The sequence below is a fragment of the Sphingobium lactosutens DS20 genome (assembly GCF_000445105.1).
Classification (GTDB): Bacteria; Pseudomonadota; Alphaproteobacteria; order Sphingomonadales; family Sphingomonadaceae; genus Sphingobium; species Sphingobium lactosutens.
The window spans coordinates 54,627-79,348 of the sequence record NZ_ATDP01000098.1; the positions used below are offsets into that span (position 1 = coordinate 54,627).

Sequence of the window (24,722 nt, forward strand, 5' to 3'; positions counted from 1 at the left end):
GCTTACCTCAGCTTCAATGTCGCCAGGCCAGCGAGCGCCAGCACGAAAGCGATGATCCAGAATCGGATCACAACGGTCGGCTCGGCCCAGCCCAGCTGCTCGAAATGATGATGAATCGGCGCCATGCGGAAGATGCGCTTGCCGGTCCGCTTGTAGAAGAAGACCTGGATGATGACGCTGAGCGCCTCCACCACGAACAGGCCGCCGATGATACCCAGCACGATTTCATGATGCGCGGTGACGGCGATCACGCCGATCGTGCCGCCCAATGCCAGGCTGCCGGTGTCGCCCATGAAAACGGCGGCGGGCGGCGCGTTGAACCAGAGGAAGGCGAGGCCCGCGCCGATGATCGCGCCGCACAATATGGTGAGGTTGCCCGCGCCCGGAACATGGGGGATGCCCAGATATTCGGCGAAGTCCGCCCGGCCGACCAGATAGACGATCAACAGGAAGGCGAGGCAGGCAATGATGACCGGCATCGTCGCCAGGCCATCCAGGCCATCGGTGAGGTTCACCGCATTGCCGAAGGCAACGATGACGAAGGCGGCAAAACAGAAATAGAAGGGACCAAGCTCGATCGCGGGGCCGTTGTAGAAAGGCACATAGAGCGCGGTATTGCCATGCTGATTGACGATCATCCAAGCCGCGACGCCCGCGATCAGAAATTCGAAGATCAGGCGCATCTTGCCCGACAGCCCTTTGTGGCTGGCCTTCGTCACCTTGTCATAATCGTCCAGAAAGCCGATCGCGCCGAACCCCAATGTCACGAACAGGCACGCCCAGACATAGATGGACGACAGGTCCATCCACAGCAGCACGGACGCCACCATCGACGTCAGGATCATGAGCCCGCCCATGGTCGGCGTGCCCCGCTTGGCGAGGTGCGTCTGCGGCCCGTCGTCGCGGATCGGCTGCCCCTTGCCCTGGCGCACGCGCAGCCAGCCGATGAATTTGGGACCGATCACCAGGCCGATGACAAGCGCGGTCGCGATCGCCGCGCCCGCGCGAAAGGACAGGTAGCGGATCAGGTTGAAGATACCCGCGAAGTCAAGGGTCTGGGCGAGCCAGTAGAGCATCAGTTCGTTTCTCCGTCGCGGACGGCCTGACCCAGGGCGGCGACCAGGCGCGACAGCCCGATGCCATTGGACCCCTTGACCAATATCGCGTCGCCCGCGCGCATTTCTTTTTCAATGAGGGGGATGGCGCTCGCAGCGTCAGGCACATGGGCATAGGCCATAGTGCCTTCGAGCGCGTCGGCCAGCGGCGCCATTTCCGCGCCCACCAGCACCGCAAAATCAACCGCGCCATCGGCCAGAGGCTTGGCCAGCCCGGCATGAAGATCGGCGCTGGCGCTGCCCAGTTCGCGCATGCCGCCCAGCACCGCGATGCGCCGATCGGCGGCTTCGCGGCCCAGTTGCTTCAACGTTGCGGCCATGGACAGCGGGTTGGCGTTATAGCTTTCGTCGATCAGTAAGGCTTCGCCGCCCGCGACCGGCAGGATGCGGCGCTCCCCCCGGCCCGGCAGCCCCGGCATTTCGGCGAGCGCAAGCCCGGCCGCCGCCAGATCGCCGCCCACCGCCTCGACCGCCGCCAGCACGGCAAGCGCATTGGACACCCAATGATCGCCGGGCGCAGCGACGGTAAAGCACAACTCCGCGTCGGGTAGGCGCGCCGTCACCAGCGTGCCGCCATTGGGCGCAGGCACCGTTTCAAGCGCATGCACATCGGCCTGCGGGCTCATGCCAAAGGTCAGGATGCGCGCCGCGTGGCGCTCCGCCTTGTTATACAGCGTCGCGACATGCAGGCTGTCATAGGGAATGATGGCGGTGCCGCCCGGCTCCAGCCCCTCGAAAATCTCCGCTTTGGCCTCAGCAATTTTCGCCTCGGTCCCGAAAAATTCGATATGGGCAGGTGCGATCGCCGTGACGATCGCGGCATGGGGCCGCACCTGCCGGGTCAGCGCGGACAATTCGCCGGCATGGTTCATGCCCATCTCGAAAATGCCATAGGCGCTTTCGCGCGGCATGCGCGCCAGGCTGAGCGGCACGCCGACATGGTTGTTGTAGCTTTTGACCGACCGATGCGCCTGCCCTGGCGCGGCGCGATCCAGCGCCAGATACAGCGCCTCCTTCGTGCCGGTCTTGCCGACCGATCCGGTGACGCCGATGACCTTGCCGTCCATGCGCCGGCGCGACGCGACGCCGAGTGCCTGAAGCGCGGCGGTGCTGTCGGTCACGCGAATATGGGGATGGCCGATCGCGTCGCTGACGATCGCGCCTGCCGCCCCTTGCGCGAACGCCTGGTCGACGAAGCGATGACCGTCGGTCGCCTCCCCCTTCATCGCGACGAACAGGTCGCCCGGCTTCACTTCGCGGCTGTCGAACGCGACTCCCGAAACGACGAACGGCGCCGACGCGGCGCCGCCTGTGGCCTCGGCAATCTCAGCAGAGGTCCAGAGGTCGCTCACCCCGCGCACTCCCGCGCGACGGTGACATCGTCGAACGGCAGGACGCGGTCGCCGATAATCTGGCCCTGCTCATGGCCCTTGCCGGCCAATAGCACGATGTCGTCCGCGCCCGCCTGCGCGATGGCTGCGGCAATGGCGTCGCGGCGGCCGCCAATTTCCTGCGCGTGCGGCGCGCCCGCCAGCACGGCGGCGCGAATGGCGCTCGGCTCTTCGGACCGGGGATTGTCGTCGGTGACGATCACATGATCGGACAGGTCGGCCGCGACCTTGCCCATTTGCGGGCGCTTGCCGGCGTCGCGATCGCCGCCCGCGCCGAACAGGGTGATGAGCCGCCCTTTTGTATGCGGGCGGAGCGCCTCGACCGCGGCGCGCAGCCCATCGGGCGTATGCGCATAGTCGACATAGACAGGCGCGCCTGTCCGGCTGATCACCGCACGCTCCAGCCGGCCGCGCACGGGCTGCACCCGGCCGAGCAGTTCCATGACCCTGGCGGTATCGCCGCCGGTCGCGATCACGAGGCCGGCAGCGGTCAGGGCATTGGCGGCCTGATAGGCGCCGATCAGCGGAAGGTTCACCTTGTAAAGCGTGCCATCGGCCTCGACTTCCAGCGTCTGGCCCAACTGAGTCGGGGTGCGGTTGGCAAGCTGCAAAGCACGCCCCTGCACCCCGACGCTCAGCACACGAAGCCCCCGCTTCGTAGCCCGCGCGATCGCCTTGTCCGACCAGTCGTCGTCCGCCCAGATGACGGCGCTGCCCTGCGGCGCGACGACCTCGTCAAACAGCCGCATCTTGGCGTCAAAATAGCTGTCCATGTCGCCATGATAGTCGAGATGATCGCGCGACAGGTTGGTGAAGGCGCCGGCGAGCACAGGCAGTCCTTCGGTGCGATACTGGTCGAGGCCATGGCTCGATGCCTCGAACGCGGCATGGGTGATGCCTTCGCGGCGCAGCCCGGCCATATTGGCGAGGAAGGTGACGATGTCGGGCGTGGTAAGGCCGGTCGACACCTGATCGACCGAGGTGGTGACGCCCAATGTCCCGATCGAAGCCGCATTATGGCCCATCATGCGCCAGAGCTGACGGGCAAGTTCGACCGTGCTGGTCTTGCCATTGGTGCCGGTGACGGCGACCGTCACATCGGGGAACGGCGCAAAGAAGCGCGCCGCAAGCTGGGCGAACAGCTGACGGGGATTGGCGGCGGCGATATGGATCGCCCCGTCGACAAGAGCTTCGGGCCGCGCGACGACGGCGATGGCGCCGGCCCGCACGGCGTCGGGAATATAGTCTTCACCGTTGACGCGCTGGCCCTGGAAAGCGCCAAAGATGGTCCCCGGTGCGACCTTTCGATTGTCGATGGCAAAACCCGTCACGGACGTGTCGAGGCCGCCAGCGGCGCTTACCGCTTTGGCGACCTCGGCATCCAGCTCCTCGATAAGCGACCCGAGGCGCATTATTCCTTCTCCTTCTGACCGTGAAGCAGCGGCATCAGATCGGAAATATCGACGTCGCGCCGCTCGTCCGGCATGATGCCCAGCATCGGCCCCGTCCGCTCGATCACGCGCTTCACCACGGGTGCGGCCGTCCAGGCAGCCGTGCGCAGGCCGAACTGGCCCGTCGCCTCATCCATGATGGCGACGACGACATAGCGGGGATTGTCCATCGGGAAAGCAGAAGCAAAAGTCGTCACCAGCGAAGTCTTGTTATAGCGGCCTTCCTGGGGCTTTTCGGCCGAACCCGTCTTGCCGCCCACCCGGAATCCCTTGGCGTCGGCGCTTCGCCCCGTACCGGCTGACACGATCATCCGCAACAGTTGCCGCATCCGCGCGCTGGTGGCGGCGGAAAAGACGCGGCGACCCTGCGGTACATCCTGCGGGCGCAGCTTGCGCACGGTGGCGGGGCGCCACATGCCGCCATTGACCAGCGCTGCATAGGCGGTGGCAAGGTGCAGCGGCGTCACAGCGATGCCATGGCCATAGGACACGGTCATGCTGGTGATGCGCCCCCAGTTGGACGGCCAAAGCCCGCCTGCGCGCTCATTGAATTCGATCGGCGCGCGCTGATCAAAGTCTAGGCTGCGGAACAACTTCTGCAGCGGCTCGGCGCCCATTTTGTCAGCGATGCGCGCGGTGCCGATGTTAGAGCTGTGCACCAAAATTTCCGGCACGTTGATCCAGCGACCGAGCGGATGGTCGTCCTTGATCCGGAAGCCGGCGACGGCGAGCGGCGCGGTGGCGTCATACCGCTCGCTCATCGAGGTGACGACGCCGGCGTCCATGGCCGCGGCGATCGAAAGCGGCTTGAAGGCGGAACCAAGCTCGTAACGCGCCTGAACCATATGGTTGCAGAGCGGTGATTCGGAACAGCGCTTGCCCGCGTAATTTTGCAGCTTGTTGGGATCGAACACCGGGATCGACGCCATGGCGATGACTTCGCCGGTATTGACGTCCAGGATGATGCCCCCCGCGCCCTTGGCGCGGGTCTGGACCAGCTGGGTGTAGAGCTCGCTTTCGAGCGCGCCCTGAACCCGGCTGTCGATGGAAAGGGCGAAGGGCTTGCCGCGCAGCGCCGGGTCGATCAGCCGATCGTTGAAGGCGGCCTCCGCGCCCATGCCGCCTACGCCCTTGCTATTGGGGGCGAAGCCCAGAATATGCGCTGCAAGCGTGCGTTGTGGGTAGAGCCGCTCCTTCTCGCGCGGAAATTCGATGCCGATCTCCCCCAGCGCGTTCACCGCCGCCACCTGTTCGGGCAGAGCACGGCGACGCAGATAGGCCCAGCCCTTGCCCGTCAGCTTCTTGTAAAAGGTCGCTTCGGATTCATCGGGGAAGATTTCGTGCAAATTGCGGGCAAGTTCGACGGGTTCGCCGATCAGCTTCGAGGGCCGCACCGAAACGGAATAGGCGTCCATGGTCCGCGCCAGCGGTACGCCGTTGCGATCCACGATGTCGGCGCGCGCGGGCACGAATGGCCCGAGCGCCCCGTCCCCGCCCGTCCCATGCGCAAAAATACCGACCCAGAAGAGCCGGCCGATCAATATGGTGGTGATGGCGAGGAACAGGATGAGCAACAGCATCAACCGGTTATGCGCCATGGCGGTGAGGTTGACCCTCTGCCGCCCTGCGCGCGGGCCGCCGGGCTGAACGATGATCGTCGCCATCAGCGCGCGCCTTTGCGTTTTTCGCGGTCGGCCCGCGCCGTCAGATCCCCCAAAGTGCTGTCGTCCAGCAGCTTGGCGTCCAGCATCGCCATCCGCTCCGCCTTGCGCGCGATCGGATTGGGTTTCGACACATCGGCGTCCGCCTTCGCCTGAACTACGGCGGGCTTTGGGGCAGGCTTGGGCAACTTGTCGACATTATCGGCCGCATGGGCTTCGCGAATGATCGCGATGTCGCTGCGAATCTGGGTCGCCGCAGGACTTTCGGGGGTCTTTTGCGGAGCGGACGGAAGATCGGCCGGGGTTTCAACCATCGCCACCATCACCGGGGGCGCGACATAGTCCGGGCCATTGGGCTGCACGCCGTCCAGCTGCGCCAGTGCCCTTTCCCCCTCCAGATATTGCTGCGCGGTGGGCGTGGCGTAGAGAAAGTCATGCTGGTTCCAGCTTTCAAGCTGGCGCATGGAAGCGCGCGCGCTGAATTCCGTTTCCAAATAGCGAATGTCGGCTTTCGTGGCGGCGATCTGCGAACGCACGCGCATCAATTCGTTGCGTTCAGTCGCAACCTTGAGCGACACCATATATGCGCCCAGCGCGCCGAGCGCGACCAGAATCACCCAGATGAGGCTCTGCAATCTCTTGACGGCGATCATGCGTGGCTACTCCGGGGCGACGAGGGGGCGGGTGAAAGCCGGGACGGCGCGGCGGTGCGGACGGCGCTGCGCAGCGTGGCGGAACGGGCGCGGGGGTTGCGCGCCAGTTCCGCGTCGCCAGCGCGCACGGGCTTGGCCGGCTTGGCGAAGGTCGGCTGCGGCCCGGCGGTGCGTTCGGGCAGATGTCGCGATCCCGCACCCTCGCCACCGCTGCGATTGCGCAGGAACTGCTTGACGATACGGTCCTCCAGACTGTGGAAGGTCACGATCGCAAGGCGCCCGCCTTCCTCCAGCAGCTCTTCAGCCGCCTCAAGTCCGCGCTCCAACTCCTCCAGCTCGCGATTCACGTGAATACGGATCGCCTGAAAGGTGCGGGTCGCCGGGTCCTTCTTGTCATGCGGCTTGTGCCCCAGCGCCTTGCGGACCACCGCGGCCAGCTGCGCCGTGCGCTCCAGCGGACGGGCCTCCACGATGGCGCGCGCGACCCGGCGCGAACGCGGCTCTTCGCCATAGCGGTAGATGACGTCGGCAATATCCTCTTCCGGGGCGGTGTTGAGGAAATCGGCCGCGCTCATGCCGCCCTGGCTCATCGTCATGTCGAGTGGACCGTCAGCCTGGAAGGAAAAGCCGCGTTCGGGCCGGTCGAGCTGCATGGAGGATACGCCAATGTCGAGCGTAACGCCCGCCACGCGATCGACATCGCGTTCCGCCAGCAATTGCGCCATGCGCGAAAATTCGCCGGGAATGAGCGTGATACCATGCGCGTCGGCCAGCGCCTTCCCCTCGCGGATCGCGTCGGGATCGCGGTCGAAGGCAAAGACCCGCGCCCCGGCCTTGGCCATGGCACTGCTATAGCCGCCCGCGCCGAAGGTGCCGTCGACATGAATTTCCCCCGGCGCAATCGCCAGGGCGTCCAGCACCTCGTCGAGCAGTACGGGGATATGGGGCGCGGCGCTCACTTGCCGCCTCCGGCCGTGCGCTGGTCCAGCCAGCGGCGGACCTTGTTGCGGATCAGCGCAGGACGATCGGGGCTTTCGACCAGAGCCTCGGGCTTCCAGATCTGGAAATAGCGACCCACGCCGTAGAAAAACACCGCGTCCGTGATGCCGGCCTCTTCCTTGATATCGGGGTGCAGGAAGAATCGGCCGCCATCGTCGAAATTTACGTCCTCGATCGTGCCGAGTCGGTTTTCGCGCTCCAGGTCGGCATTGAAATCGCGACCGGCCTCATAGGCCTGACGCTCCAGCTTCTCGACCTCGTCGAACAGGAATTGCTTGTGCGACAGGCCAAAGCCGGTGGCGCAGCCATTGTCGAAGTGGACGGACAGGCACAGGCGGTTCTGCCCGCCGCTAGCCTGGGCCACCAGCTTGCGCATCTCCAGGGGCAGCACGAAACGGCCTTTGCCGTCCGCGACGCTGAACGCGTTGCCCGAATAGAGAATGACGTCCGACACCCTGAAATTGGCCCCTTTTGACTGGGACGCAGGCCGCCCTTTGCCGGAATCGCGAACAGACAATCCGACACCACAGGACTGCACAAAGCCTGACGAACCCCAATGCCGGTTTTCCTACCAAGCATGGGGCCGACTGAAAAGGGAAAAGTCGGGAGAGGATGGGAAAAGCTGGTCAAAAATGGGTTAGACTGATTTTGCTCGCTTTCCTGACCAAGTTTTCACTTTTTGTTCCTGATCTCTACGGCGAAAATGCTGGCGCAGCAATGCCCCACCCAATAATGCCCAGCCTGTCCCGACCAGAGTCGCCCATCGCAGCGCGATCGTCAGGTCGGCTGGCCCACGCATCCAGGGACGGGCCTCAGGAGCGGAGGCGCCGAGCCAGTGGAGCATGACGGCCGGTGTATCGGCCGACCAGAAGCGGGGATTGAGGGGCTGCGCCGGGTCGGCCAGCCAGAGCCGGTCGTCGATCATATCAGCGTCCCCCATGATCCGCACCCACCCGCGCCCCACTGGCTGTGGCGGTACTGCTTGACCATGCGGCAACCAGGCGCCCGATACCGTCATCAGCCGACCGTCGGCCAGGAAATGACGCACCTCCAGCGGCTGCAACCGGCCAGGAACAAAGCCCCAATGGGCCAGCAATGGCGCAAGCGGGGTCGTCGACGGCGCCCGGCGGCGATCGCCGAGGGGTAGAGCGGAGGGCCAGCGCAACAGCGGATCGGCAAGGACCAACGCCCTGCCCCCGGCCCGCACCCAACCATCAAGCGCGACCAGCTGTTCGGGCGAAAGTGCGCGCGGCTGCGCGATCAAAAGCTGGCGCGCGCCCGTGCCAGGCAGATCGCGGGGGTCGTCAAGCGGCAGGATCGTGAAGCGGGTGCGCAGGACCGTGATGATGGGTGCATCGCGCGGTCCTTTCCCGACCGCTCCCAGCTCTTCCCAGAACAAGGGCAGCCCCGTCAGTACGGCAAGCCTGGGCCTGGCATCGACCGGCGCCAGGGGCGGCGCAGAGCCGAAGTTGAAAATCAGTCCCGCGACGGCGATCATGCCCAGGGCGGCGACCCGCCCCCGCCTGATCGGCGAATGGCGCAACCAGGCGGCCGCAACGACGAGCAGCAGCGCAATGACCGTCACGCCCAACGCCGACCAGAGCGCCAGCCGCCCTGCGGCCAGCACACAAAAGATGAGGACCGGCGCAGAGGCTCCGATCGCCGCCCATAGCAGTACGATGATGCCGCGATGCGCCAACAGAAAGCCGGCCGCCGCCATCAATGCGGCGACAGCGATGCTCCAATCCCATGGATCGGCCTGTCCGGTCTGCCAAGCCCGCCCCAATCCCGCGACCAGCACGACCATGGCCGGAAGCCATAACCCAAGAAATGCCTTCGCAGCCGCCGCCATGACGCGACCCGTCCTGCCCCCGGACATGGGATCAGTTGGGCTGACCGTCGGAATCCGAATTAAGCGGCTGCGCCGGGTCCTGATCCATCGGTTTTTTGAGATTGGGGTCGGGCTGAAGATCCGGCACGACGGGGGCCTGCTCAGCCGCTGGCTGAACGCCGAGTTCAGCCAGCGGCTCCTTGGGCGCGACGGCGTTGGTTTCCAGCGTCGGCACGGTCGGCGGCGCTAATGCCGCGTCGTCCACCCGCGCCTTTTCTATGACGATATTGGCGAGGCCTACGAGCAGGACGACGCCGGCCAGGCCGGTCAATCCGATCTGGACGCGCTGCAACCCTTCCTGACGGCGGGGCGTATCGGCCATGTTCGCGCTCTTGGTCCCATCATCGCCGCGACCCGTGTCGGCGATCATGCAGTGTGCGCGAGCCAGGGGAAGACCGTCAAGCCCTTCGATTCGAGCCACTGGCGATTATAGAGGGTCGACAGATAGCGGAATCCGGTGTCGCACAATATGGTGGCGACGCGCTTGCCCGGCCCCAGTTGCTTGGCCAGCGCGACGGCGCCGGCCACGTTGATACCGGACGACAGGCCCAGACACAGGCCCTCTTCACTCAGCAAGCGCCGGACCCAATAAAGCCCTTCTTCGTCCGAGATGCGAAATTGGGTGTCGATCGGTGCACCGTCCAGATTGGCGGTGATGCGCCCCTGCCCGATGCCTTCGGCGACCGAGGACCCTTCTGCCTTCAATTCGCCATGGGCGTAATAATTGTACAGCGCCGCGCCATGCGGGTCACTGAGCGCGATCGTGACAGTCTCGTCCCGCGCCTTGAGGCCGAGGCCGACGCCCGCGATCGTGCCCCCCGTGCCCGCCGCGCAGGTGAAACCGTCGACCCGCCCCTCCATCTGCGTCCAGATTTCCTCGGCCGTCCCGACGATATGCGCCTTGCGATTGGCGATATTGTCGAACTGGTTGGCCCATATCGCATTGTCGGTTTCTTCCGCAATCCGGCGGGAGGTGTGAACGAAATGGCCGGGGTTCGAATAGGGCGCGGCCGGCACCGTCACCAGATCCGCACCCAGGGCGCGCAGCGTGTCCATCTTCTCACGGCTCTGCGTTTCAGGCATGACGATGATCGTCTTATAGCCCTTGGCATTGGCGACGAGGGCAAGGCCGATGCCAGTGTTGCCCGCCGTCCCCTCGACGATCGTGCCGCCCGGTTTCAGCAGCCCCTTTTCCTCGGCATCGTTGACGATGAACAGCGCCGCCCGGTCCTTGACCGAAGCGCCAGGATTGGCAAATTCGCATTTGGCGAAAATGTCGCAGCCCGTCTCATCAGAAGGGCCGGTAAGGCGCACGAGCGGCGTGTTGCCGATCAGCGCGAGACTATTGGGAGAAAGCAGCATGGCGCAACGCATAGCGGAGCCGGCGCGGCTTTGCCAAGCAAGCGAATGATGCGCAGACCAAAGGTCGTGTTTTCGCCGCGACGTTAACCTCTACATGGCCGGCCGTCTCATTCCGGCACGCGCCAAAATGAGGGAAGCCAAGCACCGGGATTTCGCGTATGGGCGCGTCTTCGCGGCATGACGCGCGCGGCTTGGGAACGAATGACGTGCAGGCAATGGGCAGAAGAGCAAAGGGCGGCATGGCCCTGCTGGCGCTATGCGCGCTGGTCGCCCCGCGCCTGATTACGGCCGCGCCGCTCGATTTGCTGGAAGGCAGCGCGGCGCCGGTCGACCCCGCCGAACAACCTGGTGACAATTTCCCGGGCTCCGCCTTTTTCTACGCCGAAGGCGCGTTCGCCCCGGTGCCCGGAGTGGAGATCGTTCAGAGCCGCCATGTGCTTGGGCTGGATGCGGTCAAGGCGGCGCCGGCCGCCGTCTTTCGCGGGCTTACGGCTCTGGATGGTTATCGCGCTGCCAACTGCCTGACCAACGCCATATATTATGAGGCGGGTAACGAACCCGAAGAAGGCCAACGGGCAGTCGCCCAAGTCGTCTTGAACCGCGTGCGCAGCCGCCTCTGGCCCGACAGCGTGTGCGGCGTCGTCTATCAGGGGTCCGAGCGGATCGACGCCAAATGCCAGTTCACCTTCAGCTGCGACGGCTCCATGACGCGGGCGCCTGCGCCCGGTGCCTGGGCGCGCGCGCGGCGAATCGCGCAGGAGGCGCTGGCTGGATCAGTCTATGCCCCCGTCGGCCTCGCCACCCATTATCATACGCTTGCCGTTCGCCCGGACTGGTCGGGGTCTTTGCAGGCTGTCGCCGTCGTGGGCGCGCATATCTTCTACCGCAATCACGGCTTCAACGGCACGGTGGCGGCGTTCAACGCCCCTTATGCCGGTCGCGAACTGATTTCCGGTCCGGCGCGCACCAGTTGGCCCGCGAAACCAGTCGCACCGGCCGAGGCGCAGGCGATGCCGATACCTCTGCCAAATGGCGCGCTGCCCCCAGCGACTGCGCCGTCATGGTCGTCACCGGGCAGTCCGGGCGACGCGTCAGCGGACAGTCGGCTGCCGCAATCGACGATCAAGCCCGAATATCGCAACAGCGGCCGCCCGCTTATCTGATTTTCTTGCGGTTAATAACTGGGCTACCATCCACCCAATTGAAATGACGGAAAAATAAAATTTGCAGGGCGTGAGGGACCGCTGGAACCGAATGGCATTCCGGTTGGTTCTCTACCCCGGATAGCAAATCTTTTGCCCCCCGCTCTTGCTATCCACAAAATATGAGCCCGGAACGTTTCTCCCCCCGACGCGTTCCGGGCTCTACTTTTTTGCGCCGGTTTTTCCCACAAGATCTTTATTGTTTGGCCCCCGGAACGGATTTTCGGAACACGGGTTTTTCCCATCGTCGCCGCCCTGAACGATCAGGCGGCAACCGTTTCTTGAGGAGATTTTTCGATGGCGAAGAAAATCATTACCGCCTTGCTGCTCACCGGTTCGCTGATGGTTGCCGCGTGCAACACCGTCGAAGGCGCTGGCCGTGACGTGCAGAGCGCTGGCAAGGCCGTGGAAGATGCCGCGGACTAAATTCTCCGCTATTTGACGACCCCTCCCTAGCATGGGCTCGCCGGGCAGACGGCGAGCCCTTTTTTTTAATGCCATGTCCGCAGACAGCAAAAAGCCCGGCGCTCGCAAGGGAACGCCGGGCTTTTGTCACCTTAAGGCCCGTGTATCAGCCGCGGCCTTCGGGCGGCAATGTGATCTTCACATTCTCGCCATTCTGACCGGGGAAATTGGTGAACATCGCGTCGATCAGATTGGGCACCAGATAGGTCAATTTGTTCGACAGGGATTGCGCGCTGGCAGTTCCCTCGAACAGACGGCGATTGTCGGCTGCACGATCGATCTTCATCCTCAGATCGCTGGTGTAGACCGTATAGCTCGACACATCGGTATAGCCGCTGGGCCCGAACAGCCACGGGTCATAAAAGCCATAGCCCCATGGCCGGCCCCAGCGACCGCGCCAGCCCCACCCACCATAAAAGGGGTCGCCAAAGCCGGTCGAGCGGACCTTTTCACGGCCATTGTCGACATCATAGGCAACCCGAACGATCAGATCGGCGCTGGCCGGGTCGCTGGCTGGCACATAGCCGGTCTGCGCCAGCCGCTGGCCGACGAGATCCGCATAATGCGCGAATTCGAGGCCCCCGGCGAGCTTGGGATCATCCGCGACGATCGTGAAGCTCTGCCCCGCCGGCGCGGGAAGTTGCTGGAAACGGGCGACATCGGCTTTGAACGACGTGGCGCAGCCCGACAGCGCCACCAGCGCCAGAGCGGGCGCCGCGAACAGACCGAACTTCTTGATACGGGTCATTTTTCTGCGTCCTGTGACAGGCATGAAGCCTGGGTTCATTCTTGCGCCCTGCTGTAGCAAAAGGCAACTGAACATCGTTTGAACGCTTGAAGAGACCGAATGGGCGCAAACCATGTTCTCATGGCCTTGGACGGCAGGGGAGGCGTAAACCCGTCGTAGCACTGGCAAATATCCAGAGCTTGCGGCAAGGATGACCGATGCTCCGTTTCTTCTGCATATGCGCTTCGCTTGCCATTCCGGTGGCAGCCAGCGCCTCCGAGCCAGCGCAGCGGGCAACGCCCGTTGGCAACCCCGGAACCTGGGTGACCAGTGACGATTATCCGATGGAAGCGATGCGGCAGGAAATCGAGGGGTCCACGAGCTTTCGACTGGACATCAATCGCGATGGCATACCCACGAATTGCACGACAACATCCAGCAGTGGATCGGCCCTTCTGGACGAAACGGCCTGTGCGAAGGCGATGGAGCGGGCTCGCTTCAGTCCGGCCAAGGATGCCAGCGGAAGCGCCGTCAGCGGCACCTTCACAGCACGGATTAACTGGCGTTTGCCCGACGCCTCAGCTCTATTTTCATCTCCCAGCATCACGGAAACGACGTTCACAATCAATCCGGACGGAAGCCCGTCCGACTGCCGCACGATGATCGACGGAAATATAGCGCCCGACCAGTCAAGTTGCCTGCCGATAATGGGCAAGCGTTTTCCGATTCAGAAGGACACATCAGGCAATCCTATCCGGCAGAAAATGCGCATCACGACGAAATTGGAGAGGGTCGAAGAAGGCGACTGAAGGCCGCCTCCTCCTAATCTTCTCAGCGCATCAGGCCCATTGCGTCATAGGCCGCGCGCAGGGTTGGCTCGGCCGCCGCGGCTGCCCGCGCCGCGCCCTTGTTCAAAATCGCGTCGAGCGCGGCGTCATCGGTACGCAGAGCCAGAAACCGCTCGCGGATGGGACGCAGCGTTTCCACCAGCACTTCGCCTAGCGCGGGCTTGAAAGCGCCAAACCCCTTGCCGGCAAAGTCGGCGCAGACGGCATCGGGCGTCCTGCCGGCCAGCGTCGCGAATATGCCGACCAGATTATTTGCCTCTGGCCGGCCCGTCAGACCCTCGGCCGTTTCAGGCAGCGGTTCAGGATCGGTCTTTGCCTTCTTGACCTTCTGCATGATGGCGTCGTCGTCGTCGGTCAGGTTGATCCGGCTCATGTCGGACGGGTCGGACTTCGACATTTTCGCGCTGCCATCGCGCAATGACATGATTCGCGCCGATTCCTTGGGGATGATCGGCGCGGGCATGGTGAACAGGTCGACGCCGAAATCGGTATTGAACTTGGTCGCGATGTCGCGCGCCAGTTCCAGATGCTGCTTCTGGTCCTCGCCCACCGGGACATGAGTCGCGTTATAGAGCAAAATGTCGGCCGCCTGGAGCACGGGATAGACGAACAGCCCGATCGAGGCGCCCTCGCGATCCTTGCCGACCTTGTCCTTGAACTGGGTCATGCGGTTCAGCCAGCCGATCCGGGCGGTGCCGTTCAACAGCCAGCACAGCTCGGCATGGGCCGGCACGCGCGCCTGGTTGAACAGGACAGACCGATCCGGATCGATGCCAGCCGCGACCAGGGCGGCAGCCATGTCGCGAACATTGCGGATGCGCGCCTCCCGCCCTTCATGGATGGTGATGGAATGCATATCGGCCAGGAAAAAGAAGCACTGGCTCTCACCGTCCATCTCATCCTGCATCCGCACCCAGTTGCGGATCGCGCCCAGATAATTGCCAAGGTGCAGATTGCCGGTGGGCTGGATGCCGGAAAGGACGCGCATAGTTGATCCGTTCTTGTCTTCAGTGTGCATGTTTGCGGCGCATCAGCGCCTGGATGTCGGACAGCCGATAAGCCCCCGTGACGAAGGAGGCCAGCCCGTAAAGCGCCACACCTGCGCCTACCAGCAGCGCCAGTGCGAGGTAACGCTGGACCATGGAGCCGGTCAGCCATGGGTCGAGCAGGTCCTCCCCCGCCCATAGCGCCGCGCCCATAATCAGCGCGGCGAGGGCAAGGCGCGGGATACGACGCCGCAAACCTTCGTCCGCAGAGAAATGCCCGCGCTTGACCAGCGTGGTGTAAAGCATCGCGACATTGACGGTCGAGGACAGCGCCGTGGCCAGCGGCGGGCCGACATGGCCCAGCGTCGGAATCATCGCCAGATTGCCGATGATATTGATGAGGATCGACAGCATCGCGTAGCGGACCGGCGTTTTCGTGTCGCCGCGCGCATAATAGCCGGGCGTCAGCACCTTCACCAGCACATAGCTGGGCAGGCCGATCGAGAAGGCTGACAGCGCCCATCCGCACCGCATCGCATCCTCGGCGGTGAAGCGGCCATATTGGAACAGGCCGCGCACGATCGGCTCCGCCACGACCAGGAAGGCGACAGTGGCCGGAAGCGTCAGGAACAGCGCCAGTTCGATGCCGCGATTCTGTGTTTCCATCGCCTGCGCGTCCTGCCCTTTCGAGAGCATGCGCGAAATGGTGGGCAGCAGGATGGTGCCAAGGCCGATGCCGATCAGGCCCAAAGGCAGCTGGTTCAGCCGGTCGGCATAATAAATATAGGTAATCGACCCGGAGGCGAGCAGCCAACCGGACAAGGCGGTGGAAATGAGCAGATTGATCTGCGACGCGCCCGCGCCCGCCGCTGCGGGGATGACCCGGCGCAATAATTCGCGCACGTCGCTGTCGAAGCGCGGCCGCTTGAGCCGGATCGTGACGCCAGCCCGGCGGCAGGCCAAGATCAGCCACAGCAATTGCAACGCGCCGCCGATCGTGACGGAGATGGCCTGGACGCGGGCGGTTTCATATTCGTCGGCGCCATGGAAAAACCACAGGCCGACGATCATCGCGACATTGAGCAGGATCGGCGCGGCCGCATTGACCCAGAATTTGTCGAGCGAATTGAGGATGCCGCCCAACAGCGAGGCGAGCGAGATCAGCGCCAGATAGGGAATGGTGATCCGCGACAGGGTGACGGCATAGGCGAATTGATCCGCCGTCGGGTTCTGCCGCGCAAAACCGCCTGACAGCGCCCATGTGATCGGCCAGGCCGCCGCCAGCAGGATCAGGGTGAAGAGGATGAGCACCGGCAGCAGCACGGCCAGCGCACGCTCGGCAAAATCATAGCCGGCGGGAAGCCCGCCATCCCCCGCCGCCTTCTTGTTGAAGAGCGGGATGAAAGCTGCGGAAAACGCCCCTTCGGCAAAGAGCGCGCGAAACATATTGGGCAGGCGGAAGGCGACGCCGTTGAAGGCGTCGGACGCAAAACCCGCACCGACATAGCGCGCCGCCAGCGAATCGCGCACCAGCGCCAGCACCCGGCTGGCGAGCGTCAGCCCACCGACCGATCCCAGAGCGCGGACAAGTTTCATATCATGCCGCCCCGTCCCGCCGGACAGCCCCCTTCGCCCGCCCATCCCCGTCTGCGACAGACAGGGGCAGGACTGCAAAGGGCTCAGCCCGAACGGGAGCGAGGCTCATCGCCCTATGGTCAGGCGTGACCGGCCGGTTCGCCCGCGGTCGTCTGCATCTGCTGCGCCTGCTGCATGTAGAGCGAGCCGAAATCGATCGGGTCCAGCAGCAGCGGCGGGAAACCGCCGTCGCGGATGGCGTCGGCCAATACGCGGCGGGCGAAGGGGAAGATGAGGCGCGGCGCTTCGGCCAGCATGAAGGGCTGGATCTGGTCTTCGGGCACGTTGCGCATGCCGAAAATGGCGGCATAAAGCAGTTCGACGGCGAAAGCCGTGCCCTGCGGGGCGATTGCCTTCACCTCGATCTTGAGCGACACTTCCAGCACTTCCTCGCCCACCTTGTCGGCGCCGATGTTGAACTGGACGTCGATCTGCGGCTGGTCGGGCCATTGATAGACCGCCGGCGCATTGGGGTTTTCGAAGGACAGGTCCTTCACATATTGGCTGATGAGCGCGATCTGCGGCCCGGTGTCCGCGCCATTGGGCTGGACGTTGATGGTGCTGTTGATGTCGGCTTCGTCGGCCATATCCCTACCTTGACTTTCCCAGTTGGCCGGCGGCCGCAGGCCCCCGGAATATCAGTGCCCGCGCGCTTAGCAGGGGCGCGGAACAAGGGCAATGCCGCGCCGGCCACAGTCTATTTGAAGTTGGGGGGAAACATGCCTATGTTGTCGGGAACATCGTCCCGAACAAAGGGTATTTGCTTCCGTGTATGTGATCGTCATCCTCGCCATGATCGCCGGCTTCCTGGCGCTTCGGCTCTATTCCGTGCTCGGCAAGCGCACGGGCCACGAGCAGGAGCCCGCGCTGCGTCCTGCCGAGGATCGCGCGAAAGTCACGGTGTTGCAGCCCGGCCCCATGAGCCAGGGGGGTAGCGATACGGTCCGCCTTGCCGAAGGGCTGATTGCCCCCGGCGCGGAAACCGGCGTTCGGACATTGATTTCCGTCGATCGTAATTTCGACGTTCCCCAGTTCGTCGAGGGCGCCAAGAGCGCCTACAAGATGGTGCTGGAGGCCTTCTGGCGCGGCGATCGTGAAGAACTGGCTTGGCTGTGCGACGCTGATGTGCTGGCGTCGTTCGAAGAAGCGATCGCGACGCGCGAGGCCGAAGGGCATGTGCTCGACAACCGCCTGGTCCGCATCGAGAAGGCACAGATTGTCGAGGCGACCGTCCGCGATCGCGTCGCTGAGATCGCGATGCGTTTCGAAGCTGATATTGCGGCTGTCACTCGCGACCGTGACGGCAATGTGATTGCCGGATCGATGACGGATGCGATCGATACGAAGGACATCTGGACCTTCACGCGCGATATTCGCAGCGCCGATCCCAACTGGAAACTCAGCGAAACCGACGAAGCGTGATTGCGGGCCTGACCGGCGCATGAGGGGGCATCGCAAGGGGGGCGTCGTGGCGGCGGCATTGCTGCTGTCTGCCTGTGCCGGAAGCGTCATTCCGCCATCCGCTGGTGGCCCGGCGCCTGGCCGTCCCGCACCCACGCCAACAAGTCCTTCGCCCGCGGCTGAAGTCGCCGCGCGCCCCACACCGGCTACGCCCCGCCCCACTTTGTCCGTCGACGCGGCGACGCCGCCGGGCATCGACACGACCACGGCGGCGGGCCTGGGCGTAACGCGCGGGCCGGCCATCGCCGACTTGCTGCCGTCTGGCGCGCGCTCGCGGCAGGCGCTCGTCGCGTTTCGCCTGTCCTGCCCCAGCTTGATGCGGCGCACCGACCAGAGCGGCCTGACGCGCGGATCGGACTGGAACACCGCCTGCTCGGCCGCTTCAAGCTGGCCCGATTCATCAGCAAGCGAATTTTTCTCCCGCTATTTCGAGGCCGTTCAGGTCGGCGACGGCGCAGCCTTCGTCACAGGCTATTATGAGCCTGAAATAGCCGGGTCGCGCAGTCGTCAGCCGGGCTATGCCGTGCCGATCTATCGTCGTCCGTCCGACCTTGTCGACGTGGATCTGGGCCTGTTCAGCGACAGCCTGAAAGGTCGCTCGATTCGCGGCAAGGTGCAGGGCACCAAATTCATCCCCTATGACGAGCGCAGCCAGATCGTCGCGGGATCGCTAACGGGCCGGGGACTGGAACTCGCATGGGCTGCGGACCCGGTGGAATTTTTCTTCCTTCAGATTCAGGGGAGCGGCCGCCTGCTGCTGCCTGACGGCGGCGTCATGCGCATCGGCTATGATGGGCAGAATGGCCGCGACTATACCGGCATCGGCAAGCTGATGAAGGATCGCGGACTGATCCAGGCCGGGTCGATGCAGGACATTATGGGATATTTGCGCGCCAACCCGGAAAAGGGCGCGGCGATCATGAATGAGAATAAAAGTTTTGTCTTCTTTCGTGAGCTCACCGGCCCAGGGCCGCTGGGCGCGATGGGCGTGCCGGTGACGCCCGAAGCTACCGTCGCCGCCGATCCCAAATATATCCCCATGGGCGCGCCGGTGCTGTTATCGCTCGATCGCGCCGAACCCAACGGCATCTGGATCGCCCAGGACACAGGTGGTGCGATCAAGGGGGCGAATCGCTTCGACAGTTTCTGGGGTGCGGGCGCGCGGGCCCGGGCGATTGCCGGGGGCATGTCGGCGCGGGGCAGCGCCCTCATCCTGCTGCCGATCGGATCGGCGGCCCGCCTCACCGGGCGCTGACGGGCGCCGCCATGACCAGGCGGAGGCTCAATGCGGAGGAGGAAGCGCTCTGGGCGGCGCTGATCCGATCCGTCCGCCCTTTGCGACCGCAAGCCGCCCCGGTCCTCGTCCCTGACGCGTCACAGGCAGTCGATCACACCCCCCCGAGCCGTCCCCGGCCGCTCCCTCCTCCCGCCCCCCCGCCATCATCGCGCCCGGCGCCCGCCGCCATATTGGACGGCACCTGGGAAAGGCGCATTCGCGGCGGCAATATCAACCCGGACATGAGCATCGATTTGCACGGGCACAGCCTGTCGGCCGCGCACGCGCGCTTGAACCAGGCGCTTGCCTCGGCCGTGATGAACCAGGCGCGGGTGCTGTTGGTCGTGACGGGAAAGCCGCCCAAGACGGCGGAAAAATCCGGCTCGTCACGCCGGGGCGCGATCCGCGGCGAGATTGGCCATTGGCTGGAAACCAGTCCCCACGCCCACCGGATCGCCAGCGTGCGGATCGCCCATCCGCGCCATGGGGGTGACGGCGCGCTCTATGTGATATTGCGTCGCGCAAAATAATCTGCTGCCCGCTTCAAACGCTGACCGTTTCTTAACCAGCATGTCCCATATGCATCGGATTGGTGCTCCCTGACCGGAGCGTAAAGCAGGCAGGAGACATATGCGGGGGGTGACGTTGAAAAGCCGCGCCACTGCCTTCGCCTGCGCTGCGGGGGCTTTGGTCTTCACCCTGTCGCTGGTGCTGGGCTACACGCCGGGCCAGCAGGATGATCTGATTCAGGTCGGCCGCGCCCTGATCATCGCCATTTTGTGCGGCACGTTGAGCTGGGCGTCGACCAGCCGATCCATGGCTTCGACCGCCGCCGCCGTCGACAGCGCGACAGAGCGGCTCCTCTCCGCCGCACATGGCGATCTGCAATCCCCCGTGTCGCCCGATATCGGCGCTGAATTGCCGGACCTGTCCGTCGCGATGCAAAGCCTGTTTTCCCAGGTGCGCACGAACCTGGATCATGTGCAGAGCCTGGCGCTATTCGATCAGATTACCGGCCTTGCCAATCGCACCAGCTTCTGCCGTCAGGTGGAACGGCATCTGACGGGCCGAACATCGGATGCCATGGCTGCGCTATTCTTCATCGACCTGGATGGGTTCAAGGGCGTCAACGACAGCCTGGGCCACGCTGCGGGCGATCAGTTGCTGGCCCGTGTCGCCGGGCGGTTGCGCGAAGTGGTCATGGCGCAGGTGAGCGCGGGCACCGGCGACGCCGTGATCGGCCGCCTCGCCGGCGATGAATTCACCATGTTCTTTCCCTTCCTGCCCGGCCCCAGCGCGGCGGCACGGATCGCGCGCGCCGTGCAATTTGCCCTGGGCGAACGGTTCGACCTCGGCAGCCAGCATGTTCAGTTGGGCGCATCCATTGGCATTGCCTGCTATCCCGATCATGGCGACACCCTGTCGGCGTTGCTGCGTGCGGCCGACGTCGCCATGTATCACGCCAAGCATCAGGGGCGCGGTCGGGCGGAAATCTATAATAGCGACCTGGCGCTGGAGGCGGCCGATCGCGCCGAATTGGAGCGCGACCTGTTGCTCGCCCTGCAGCGGGAGGAATTCCTGCTGGAGTTCCAACCTCAGATAGACGTCACCAATGGCCAGGCGGTCGCCGCCGAAGCCCTGGTCCGATGGGCGCACCCGGAACGCGATCTGGTCATGCCGGGCGCTTTCGTCCCGGTTGCTGAAGAGAGCGGCACCATCGTCGCCTTGGGCGACTGGGTGATGAGCCGCGTCTGCGAAACGGCCGCGCGCTGGGCGGAGGCCGGGCAAAGGCAGCGGATCGCCATCAACATCAGCACGCGGGAGCTGTCGCAGGCCGATTTCTTCCTGCGATTTCGCCATGCCATGGCGACTCATCAGACGCCGGCGTCGATGCTGGAACTGGAAATCACCGAATCCGTCGCCATGAACATGGACCCCCGCGTGCTGGAGCAACTGATCGCCCTGCGAACCGAGGGCGTATGCATTGCGATAGACGATTTCGGCACGGGCTATTCCAACCTCGCCCGCCTGCGCGAATTGCCAGTCGACCGCATCAAGATCGACCGCAGCCTGGTGCGTGACATCGCCAGTTCGGCCGAAGCCCGCACCATCTGCTCCGCCGTCGTCGGCCTGATCCAGGGCCTTGGCATGGAAGTCGTGGTCGAAGGGGTGGAGAATGAGGCGCAGATGGACGTGCTGCGCGTCATCGGATGCACCTTGTTCCAGGGCTATCATCTTGCGCGGCCGATGGATGAGCAAAGCTATCTCACCCGTTTTGCCGTTCCGCTGATCGTGCAGGAACGCCTTATCGGCTAAGCGTCAGGACAGCCGCAGCGCCCTATCCACGATCTGTGCATAGATGCGTTGAAGATCGCGCAAGTCCTGAACCGCGACGGCTTCATCCAGCTTATGCATGGTCGCATTGTTGAGGCCGAATTCGACCACCGGGCAGAGGCGCGACAGGAAACGGGCGTCGGACGTGCCGCCCGTGGTCGACAATTCCGCCTCGACACCCGTCACATCCCTGATCGACGCGCCGACAATATCCGATAAAATGCCAGGCGCCGTCAAAAAGGATTCGCCGCTAATCCGGGCCTCCACCGTTCCGCCCTCCGGCGCGGCGAGCGCGGTGATCCGGTCGATCAGCGATGCGCCGCTATGCCGATCGTTGAACCGGATCGAAATGCGCGCCGTGGCTTTGCCGGGAATGACATTGTGCGCGGGGTTTCCGACCTCGATATCAGTGATTTCGATATTGCTGGGCTGGAACCACTCGGTCCCCTCGTCCAGTATCTCCGCCTCGACCGCCGTTAGGATGCGGACCAGGGCGGGTATCGGATTATCCGCGAGATGCGGGTAAGCGACATGCCCCTGTGATCCGGCGACGCTGATCCACATATTGACCGAGCCCCGCCGTCCAATCTTCATCACATCGCCCAGGCGGTGCGACGATGTCGGTTCGCCCACCAGGCACAGGTCCGGCCGTAGCGCGCGCGTCGCCATCCGCTCCATCAGGGCCAATGTTCCATATGTGGCGGGACCTTCCTCGTCGCCCGTGATGATCAGGCTGATCGTACCGGGCAAATCGTCCGGCAGATCGGCAAGCGCGGCGACGAAGGCTGCGATCGCGCCTTTCATGTCAACGGCCCCACGCCCGTATAGAAGGTCGCCACGAATGTCCGGAGAGAATGGGTCGCTGTTCCACCCCGCGCCCGGCGGAACGACATCCAGATGCCCGGCAAAGGCAAAATGCGGGCCTGCGCCGGTCGTGCGCCACGCCAGCAGATTTTCCACAGGGCCATCGGGCGCTTTCCCGGCCGTGAACCGATCGACCGTGAAGCCGAGCGGCACGAGCATCGATTCCAGTTCGTCAAACACCGCGCCGGTCGCAGGAGTTATGGACGGACAGGCCAGCAGGCGCTGCGCCAGGGCCACGACATCATCATTGGTGCTGGTCATGCTCATGGCGACGCGTTAGCGAATGCCCTGCCCCTTGGCCAGCCGCACAGGAAGGAGGACGCCATGCCCCGCATCGATCTGGACGATATCGTCCAGAGCAATGGCACAACCTATCCCGCTGATCATGCGGGTCCGGTCCAGCAGCGTTGGGTCCGGCGCATCGCGCCAGCCATCGGCCTCGCCGATTTCGGCGTCAGCCATGTCGTGCTGAAACCCGGGGCCGCTTCGTCCCAGCGCCATTGGCACGAGGATGAGGATGAATTCGTGGTGATGCTGGCCGGGCAAGCCACACTTGTTGAAGAAGGCGGGCGAACAGTGCTGCATGCCGGCGACTGTGCCGCCTTCCCCAAGGGCGAGCCCAATGGCCATCATCTGGTGAATGAAAGCGACGCCGATTGCGCCTTCATGGCCTTTGGCCGGCCGCCATCGGGCGATTGCCATTATCCGGATGTAGACCTGCTATGGTCTGGCGGTGCCTTCCGGCACAAGGATGGGAGACGATATTGACGATCGAGATGAACCGCCGCGCTCTGGTTACGGGCGCAGGCAGCATGATGATGGCGGCTTACGCATCCTCCGCCGGCGCCGCGACCACCCCAGGCCTCATCAAGCCGCGCAGGCTGCGGGAAGGCGATATCGTCGGCCTGATCGAGCCGGCAGGATTTACCGATGACGCATTCGACCTGGATCTGGTGGAAGACACGATCAGGGCCATGGGCCTGAAACCCAAACGCGCGCCGCATCTGGTCGATCGCTATGGCTATCTGGCGGGGAAGGATGCGGACAGGGCGTCGGACGTGAACGCCATGTTCGCCGACCCGGCGGTCAGCGCGATCTTCGCGGTGCGCGGCGGCTGGGGTTGCGCGCGCATTCTGCCGCTGCTCGACTGGCGAACCATCCGCGCCAACCCCAAGCTGCTCATCGGCTTTTCCGACATTACTGCCTTGCATCTGGCCGTTGCGGCCAAGGCCGGCTTCACGACCATTCATGGCCCCAACGCATCGAGCAGCTGGGGCCAATATAGCTGGGATGCGTTCCGCGCCGTCGCGTTCGACGCGGGCACGCCGACGCTGACCAATCCGCAGGGACATGAAGACCGCCTGGCGCAAAGGATCGGCCGGGTCCGAACATTTGGTTCGGGCATAACGCGCGGACGGTTGCTGGGCGGCAATCTGACGGTCCTTGCCGCCTTGATGGGCACGCCATGGCTGCCCGACTTTTCGGGCGCGATCCTCTTCATCGAGGATATTGGCGAAGCGCCCTACCGAATCGACCGGATGCTGACACAGCTTAAACTGGGCGGTATCCTCGACAAGCTGGCGGGCGTCGTCTTTGGCCAATGCACTGATTGCGGAGCTGCCGGTCCCAGCTATGGGGGCTTCACCCTGTCGGAAGTGCTGCAACAGCATCTTGGCCCCCTGGGCATCCCGGCGTTCCAGGGCGGGCAATTCGGCCATGTCGCCAATCAATATAGCCTGCCGCTGGGCGTGCCGGCGGAAATGGACGCGACGGCAGGGACGATAAGGCTGCTGGAGCCGGCGGTCAGCTAAGCGGCTTCAGGCGGACGCACATTCCAGCGCACGCATCGCACCCTGCCATCACCATCGACGGAAAATTCGCCAAACGCGCCTGTGCGCAGTTTGGCGGGGGGCAGGCCGAGGGCGATCAGCGCGAATCGGGCCGCCCCGTTGCTGGTGACGAGCAGGTCGGCCCCTTCCCCCGACTCAGCGAAAAAGGCGCGCCATGCGGCGATCCGCGCGGGCGCGTCCACGTGCCAGCCGTCCGGCGGGACAGCGTCCTCTTCCCATCGCGCCAGCGCCGCAGCGCCAATGCGAGCGATGACGGCGTCCTCGGTCTGGCCCTCATCCGGGCCGTGGTCGATTTCGCCCAGCCAGTCGCAGCATTCATCCAATGCATGGCCCGTCGCGGCGGCAATCGGCGCCGCTGTCTGACGCGCACGCCGCAGCGGACTTGCCAGCAATAGGCGAAGTTTCGTCCCGCCAAAAAAGTCCGCCAGCGCCGCCGCCTGGGCATGGCCGCTGTCGACCAGCGGAATGTCGGTCGCGGACCCAATGCGTCGGGGCGCCTCGTGACTAGCGAAGGTGTTGCCATGTCGGATGACGAAGATGCGGCGCATGGA

At 64.5% G+C, this 24,722-nt stretch carries 25 protein-coding genes; 9 read left to right on the forward strand and 16 right to left on the reverse strand.

The genetic code is table 11. From position 1 onward, the window contains the following. Positions 1-2: 2 nt before the first annotated feature. From mraY to RLDS_RS45285, 10 genes are all read right to left on the reverse strand, one after another. Entirely contained in the window at positions 3-1,076 is a 1,074-nt protein-coding gene (gene mraY, locus RLDS_RS45240; RefSeq protein ID WP_021227059.1) for a phospho-N-acetylmuramoyl-pentapeptide-transferase, read from the reverse strand. Next, positions 1,076-2,467, reverse strand: a complete 1,392-nt coding sequence (locus tag RLDS_RS45245; RefSeq protein WP_021227060.1) for a UDP-N-acetylmuramoyl-tripeptide--D-alanyl-D-alanine ligase — start codon at positions 2,465-2,467, stop codon at positions 1,076-1,078. Before RLDS_RS45245 ends, mraY begins: the two co-directional genes overlap by 1 nt. After that, the gene (locus tag RLDS_RS45250) at positions 2,464-3,918 is read right to left on the reverse strand and encodes a UDP-N-acetylmuramoyl-L-alanyl-D-glutamate--2,6-diaminopimelate ligase (protein ID WP_021227061.1); all 1,455 of its coding nucleotides are present in this window, start codon (positions 3,916-3,918) and stop codon (positions 2,464-2,466) included. Before RLDS_RS45250 ends, RLDS_RS45245 begins: the two co-directional genes overlap by 4 nt. Beyond that, on the reverse strand, positions 3,918-5,621 hold the full coding sequence (locus RLDS_RS45255; protein ID WP_021227062.1) for a peptidoglycan D,D-transpeptidase FtsI family protein: 1,704 nt from the start codon (positions 5,619-5,621) through the stop codon (positions 3,918-3,920). The genes RLDS_RS45250 and RLDS_RS45255 overlap by 1 nt, the downstream gene beginning before the upstream one ends. Beyond that, complete coding sequence (locus RLDS_RS45260) at positions 5,621-6,271, reverse strand: hypothetical protein (protein ID WP_021227063.1); 651 nt, start codon at positions 6,269-6,271, stop codon at positions 5,621-5,623. Before RLDS_RS45260 ends, RLDS_RS45255 begins: the two co-directional genes overlap by 1 nt. After that, positions 6,268-7,230 (reverse strand): 16S rRNA (cytosine(1402)-N(4))-methyltransferase RsmH, encoded by a 963-nt coding sequence (gene rsmH / locus RLDS_RS45265; RefSeq protein ID WP_021227064.1) that lies wholly within the window; start codon positions 7,228-7,230, stop codon positions 6,268-6,270. Before rsmH ends, RLDS_RS45260 begins: the two co-directional genes overlap by 4 nt. Further along, positions 7,227-7,724, reverse strand: coding sequence for a division/cell wall cluster transcriptional repressor MraZ (locus tag RLDS_RS45270; RefSeq protein ID WP_021227065.1), 498 nt, complete (start codon positions 7,722-7,724; stop codon positions 7,227-7,229). Before RLDS_RS45270 ends, rsmH begins: the two co-directional genes overlap by 4 nt. A gap of 183 nt (positions 7,725-7,907) precedes the next feature. Then, entirely contained in the window at positions 7,908-9,122 is a 1,215-nt protein-coding gene (locus RLDS_RS45275) for a Gldg family protein (protein WP_021227066.1), read from the reverse strand. A gap of 31 nt (positions 9,123-9,153) precedes the next feature. Beyond that, a complete protein-coding gene (locus RLDS_RS45280) occupies positions 9,154-9,483 on the reverse strand; it encodes a hypothetical protein (protein ID WP_052034156.1) in 330 nt (109 codons plus the stop codon). 44 nt (positions 9,484-9,527) lie between these two features. After that, positions 9,528-10,523: a cysteine synthase A gene (locus RLDS_RS45285; RefSeq protein ID WP_021227068.1), complete on the reverse strand. Its 996-nt coding sequence runs from the start codon at positions 10,521-10,523 to the stop codon at positions 9,528-9,530. 215 nt (positions 10,524-10,738) lie between these two features. Here RLDS_RS45285 and RLDS_RS45290 point away from each other — a divergent pair, with 215 nt between their 5' ends. Together RLDS_RS45290 and RLDS_RS45295 are read left to right on the forward strand one after the other, a co-directional pair. Next, positions 10,739-11,686 (forward strand): cell wall hydrolase, encoded by a 948-nt coding sequence (locus RLDS_RS45290; protein ID WP_031298553.1) that lies wholly within the window; start codon positions 10,739-10,741, stop codon positions 11,684-11,686. 336 nt (positions 11,687-12,022) lie between these two features. Beyond that, the gene (locus RLDS_RS45295; protein ID WP_009822535.1) at positions 12,023-12,151 is read left to right on the forward strand and encodes an entericidin A/B family lipoprotein; all 129 of its coding nucleotides are present in this window, start codon (positions 12,023-12,025) and stop codon (positions 12,149-12,151) included. Positions 12,152-12,296: 145 nt separating this feature from the next. Here RLDS_RS45295 and RLDS_RS45300 read toward each other — a convergent pair whose 3' ends face one another. After that, positions 12,297-12,938 (reverse strand): DUF4136 domain-containing protein, encoded by a 642-nt coding sequence (locus RLDS_RS45300; RefSeq protein ID WP_021227070.1) that lies wholly within the window; start codon positions 12,936-12,938, stop codon positions 12,297-12,299. Positions 12,939-13,135: 197 nt separating this feature from the next. Here RLDS_RS45300 and RLDS_RS54630 point away from each other — a divergent pair, with 197 nt between their 5' ends. Beyond that, positions 13,136-13,726 (forward strand): energy transducer TonB, encoded by a 591-nt coding sequence (locus tag RLDS_RS54630; RefSeq protein ID WP_021227071.1) that lies wholly within the window; start codon positions 13,136-13,138, stop codon positions 13,724-13,726. Positions 13,727-13,748: 22 nt separating this feature from the next. Here the strand turns inward: RLDS_RS54630 and trpS are convergent, their stop codons facing one another. The 3 genes from trpS to secB form a co-directional block, all read right to left on the reverse strand. Beyond that, a complete protein-coding gene (gene trpS / locus RLDS_RS45305) occupies positions 13,749-14,753 on the reverse strand; it encodes a tryptophan--tRNA ligase (protein ID WP_021227072.1) in 1,005 nt (334 codons plus the stop codon). A 19-nt stretch (positions 14,754-14,772) separates the two neighbouring features. Continuing rightward, a complete protein-coding gene (murJ, locus tag RLDS_RS45310) occupies positions 14,773-16,347 on the reverse strand; it encodes a murein biosynthesis integral membrane protein MurJ (RefSeq protein ID WP_021227073.1) in 1,575 nt (524 codons plus the stop codon). 119 nt (positions 16,348-16,466) lie between these two features. Next, positions 16,467-16,973 carry a protein-export chaperone SecB gene (secB, locus tag RLDS_RS45315; RefSeq protein ID WP_021227074.1) on the reverse strand — a complete coding sequence of 169 codons (507 nt, stop codon included), beginning with the start codon at positions 16,971-16,973 and terminating at the stop codon, positions 16,467-16,469. Between the two features lie 181 nt (positions 16,974-17,154). Here secB and RLDS_RS45320 point away from each other — a divergent pair, with 181 nt between their 5' ends. The 4 genes from RLDS_RS45320 to RLDS_RS45330 all read left to right on the forward strand — a co-directional run bounded on the left by RLDS_RS45320 (position 17,155) and on the right by RLDS_RS45330 (position 21,439). Continuing rightward, positions 17,155-17,808: a Tim44/TimA family putative adaptor protein gene (locus RLDS_RS45320; protein WP_021227075.1), complete on the forward strand. Its 654-nt coding sequence runs from the start codon at positions 17,155-17,157 to the stop codon at positions 17,806-17,808. 19 nt (positions 17,809-17,827) lie between these two features. Then, entirely contained in the window at positions 17,828-19,102 is a 1,275-nt protein-coding gene (mltA, locus tag RLDS_RS45325; protein ID WP_031298556.1) for a murein transglycosylase A, read from the forward strand. Between the two features lie 11 nt (positions 19,103-19,113). Further along, the gene (locus RLDS_RS0128510) at positions 19,114-19,653 is read left to right on the forward strand and encodes a Smr/MutS family protein (RefSeq protein ID WP_031298558.1); all 540 of its coding nucleotides are present in this window, start codon (positions 19,114-19,116) and stop codon (positions 19,651-19,653) included. Between the two features lie 100 nt (positions 19,654-19,753). After that, positions 19,754-21,439, forward strand: a complete 1,686-nt coding sequence (locus tag RLDS_RS45330; protein ID WP_021227078.1) for a putative bifunctional diguanylate cyclase/phosphodiesterase — start codon at positions 19,754-19,756, stop codon at positions 21,437-21,439. Positions 21,440-21,442: 3 nt separating this feature from the next. On the opposite strand, the gene dapE is transcribed toward RLDS_RS45330, so the two are convergent. After that, positions 21,443-22,588 (reverse strand): succinyl-diaminopimelate desuccinylase, encoded by a 1,146-nt coding sequence (gene dapE, locus RLDS_RS45335; protein WP_021227079.1) that lies wholly within the window; start codon positions 22,586-22,588, stop codon positions 21,443-21,445. 57 nt (positions 22,589-22,645) lie between these two features. Between dapE and RLDS_RS55410 the strand changes: the two genes are divergently transcribed. Next, positions 22,646-23,089, forward strand: coding sequence for a cupin domain-containing protein (locus tag RLDS_RS55410; RefSeq protein ID WP_021227080.1), 444 nt, complete (start codon positions 22,646-22,648; stop codon positions 23,087-23,089). 47 nt (positions 23,090-23,136) lie between these two features. Next, positions 23,137-24,132 carry a S66 peptidase family protein gene (locus RLDS_RS45340; protein ID WP_040603849.1) on the forward strand — a complete coding sequence of 332 codons (996 nt, stop codon included), beginning with the start codon at positions 23,137-23,139 and terminating at the stop codon, positions 24,130-24,132. On the opposite strand, the gene RLDS_RS45345 is transcribed toward RLDS_RS45340, so the two are convergent. Beyond that, positions 24,129-24,719, reverse strand: coding sequence for a histidine phosphatase family protein (locus RLDS_RS45345; RefSeq protein ID WP_021227082.1), 591 nt, complete (start codon positions 24,717-24,719; stop codon positions 24,129-24,131). The genes RLDS_RS45340 and RLDS_RS45345 overlap by 4 nt on opposite strands. Positions 24,720-24,722: the final 3 nt, after the last annotated feature.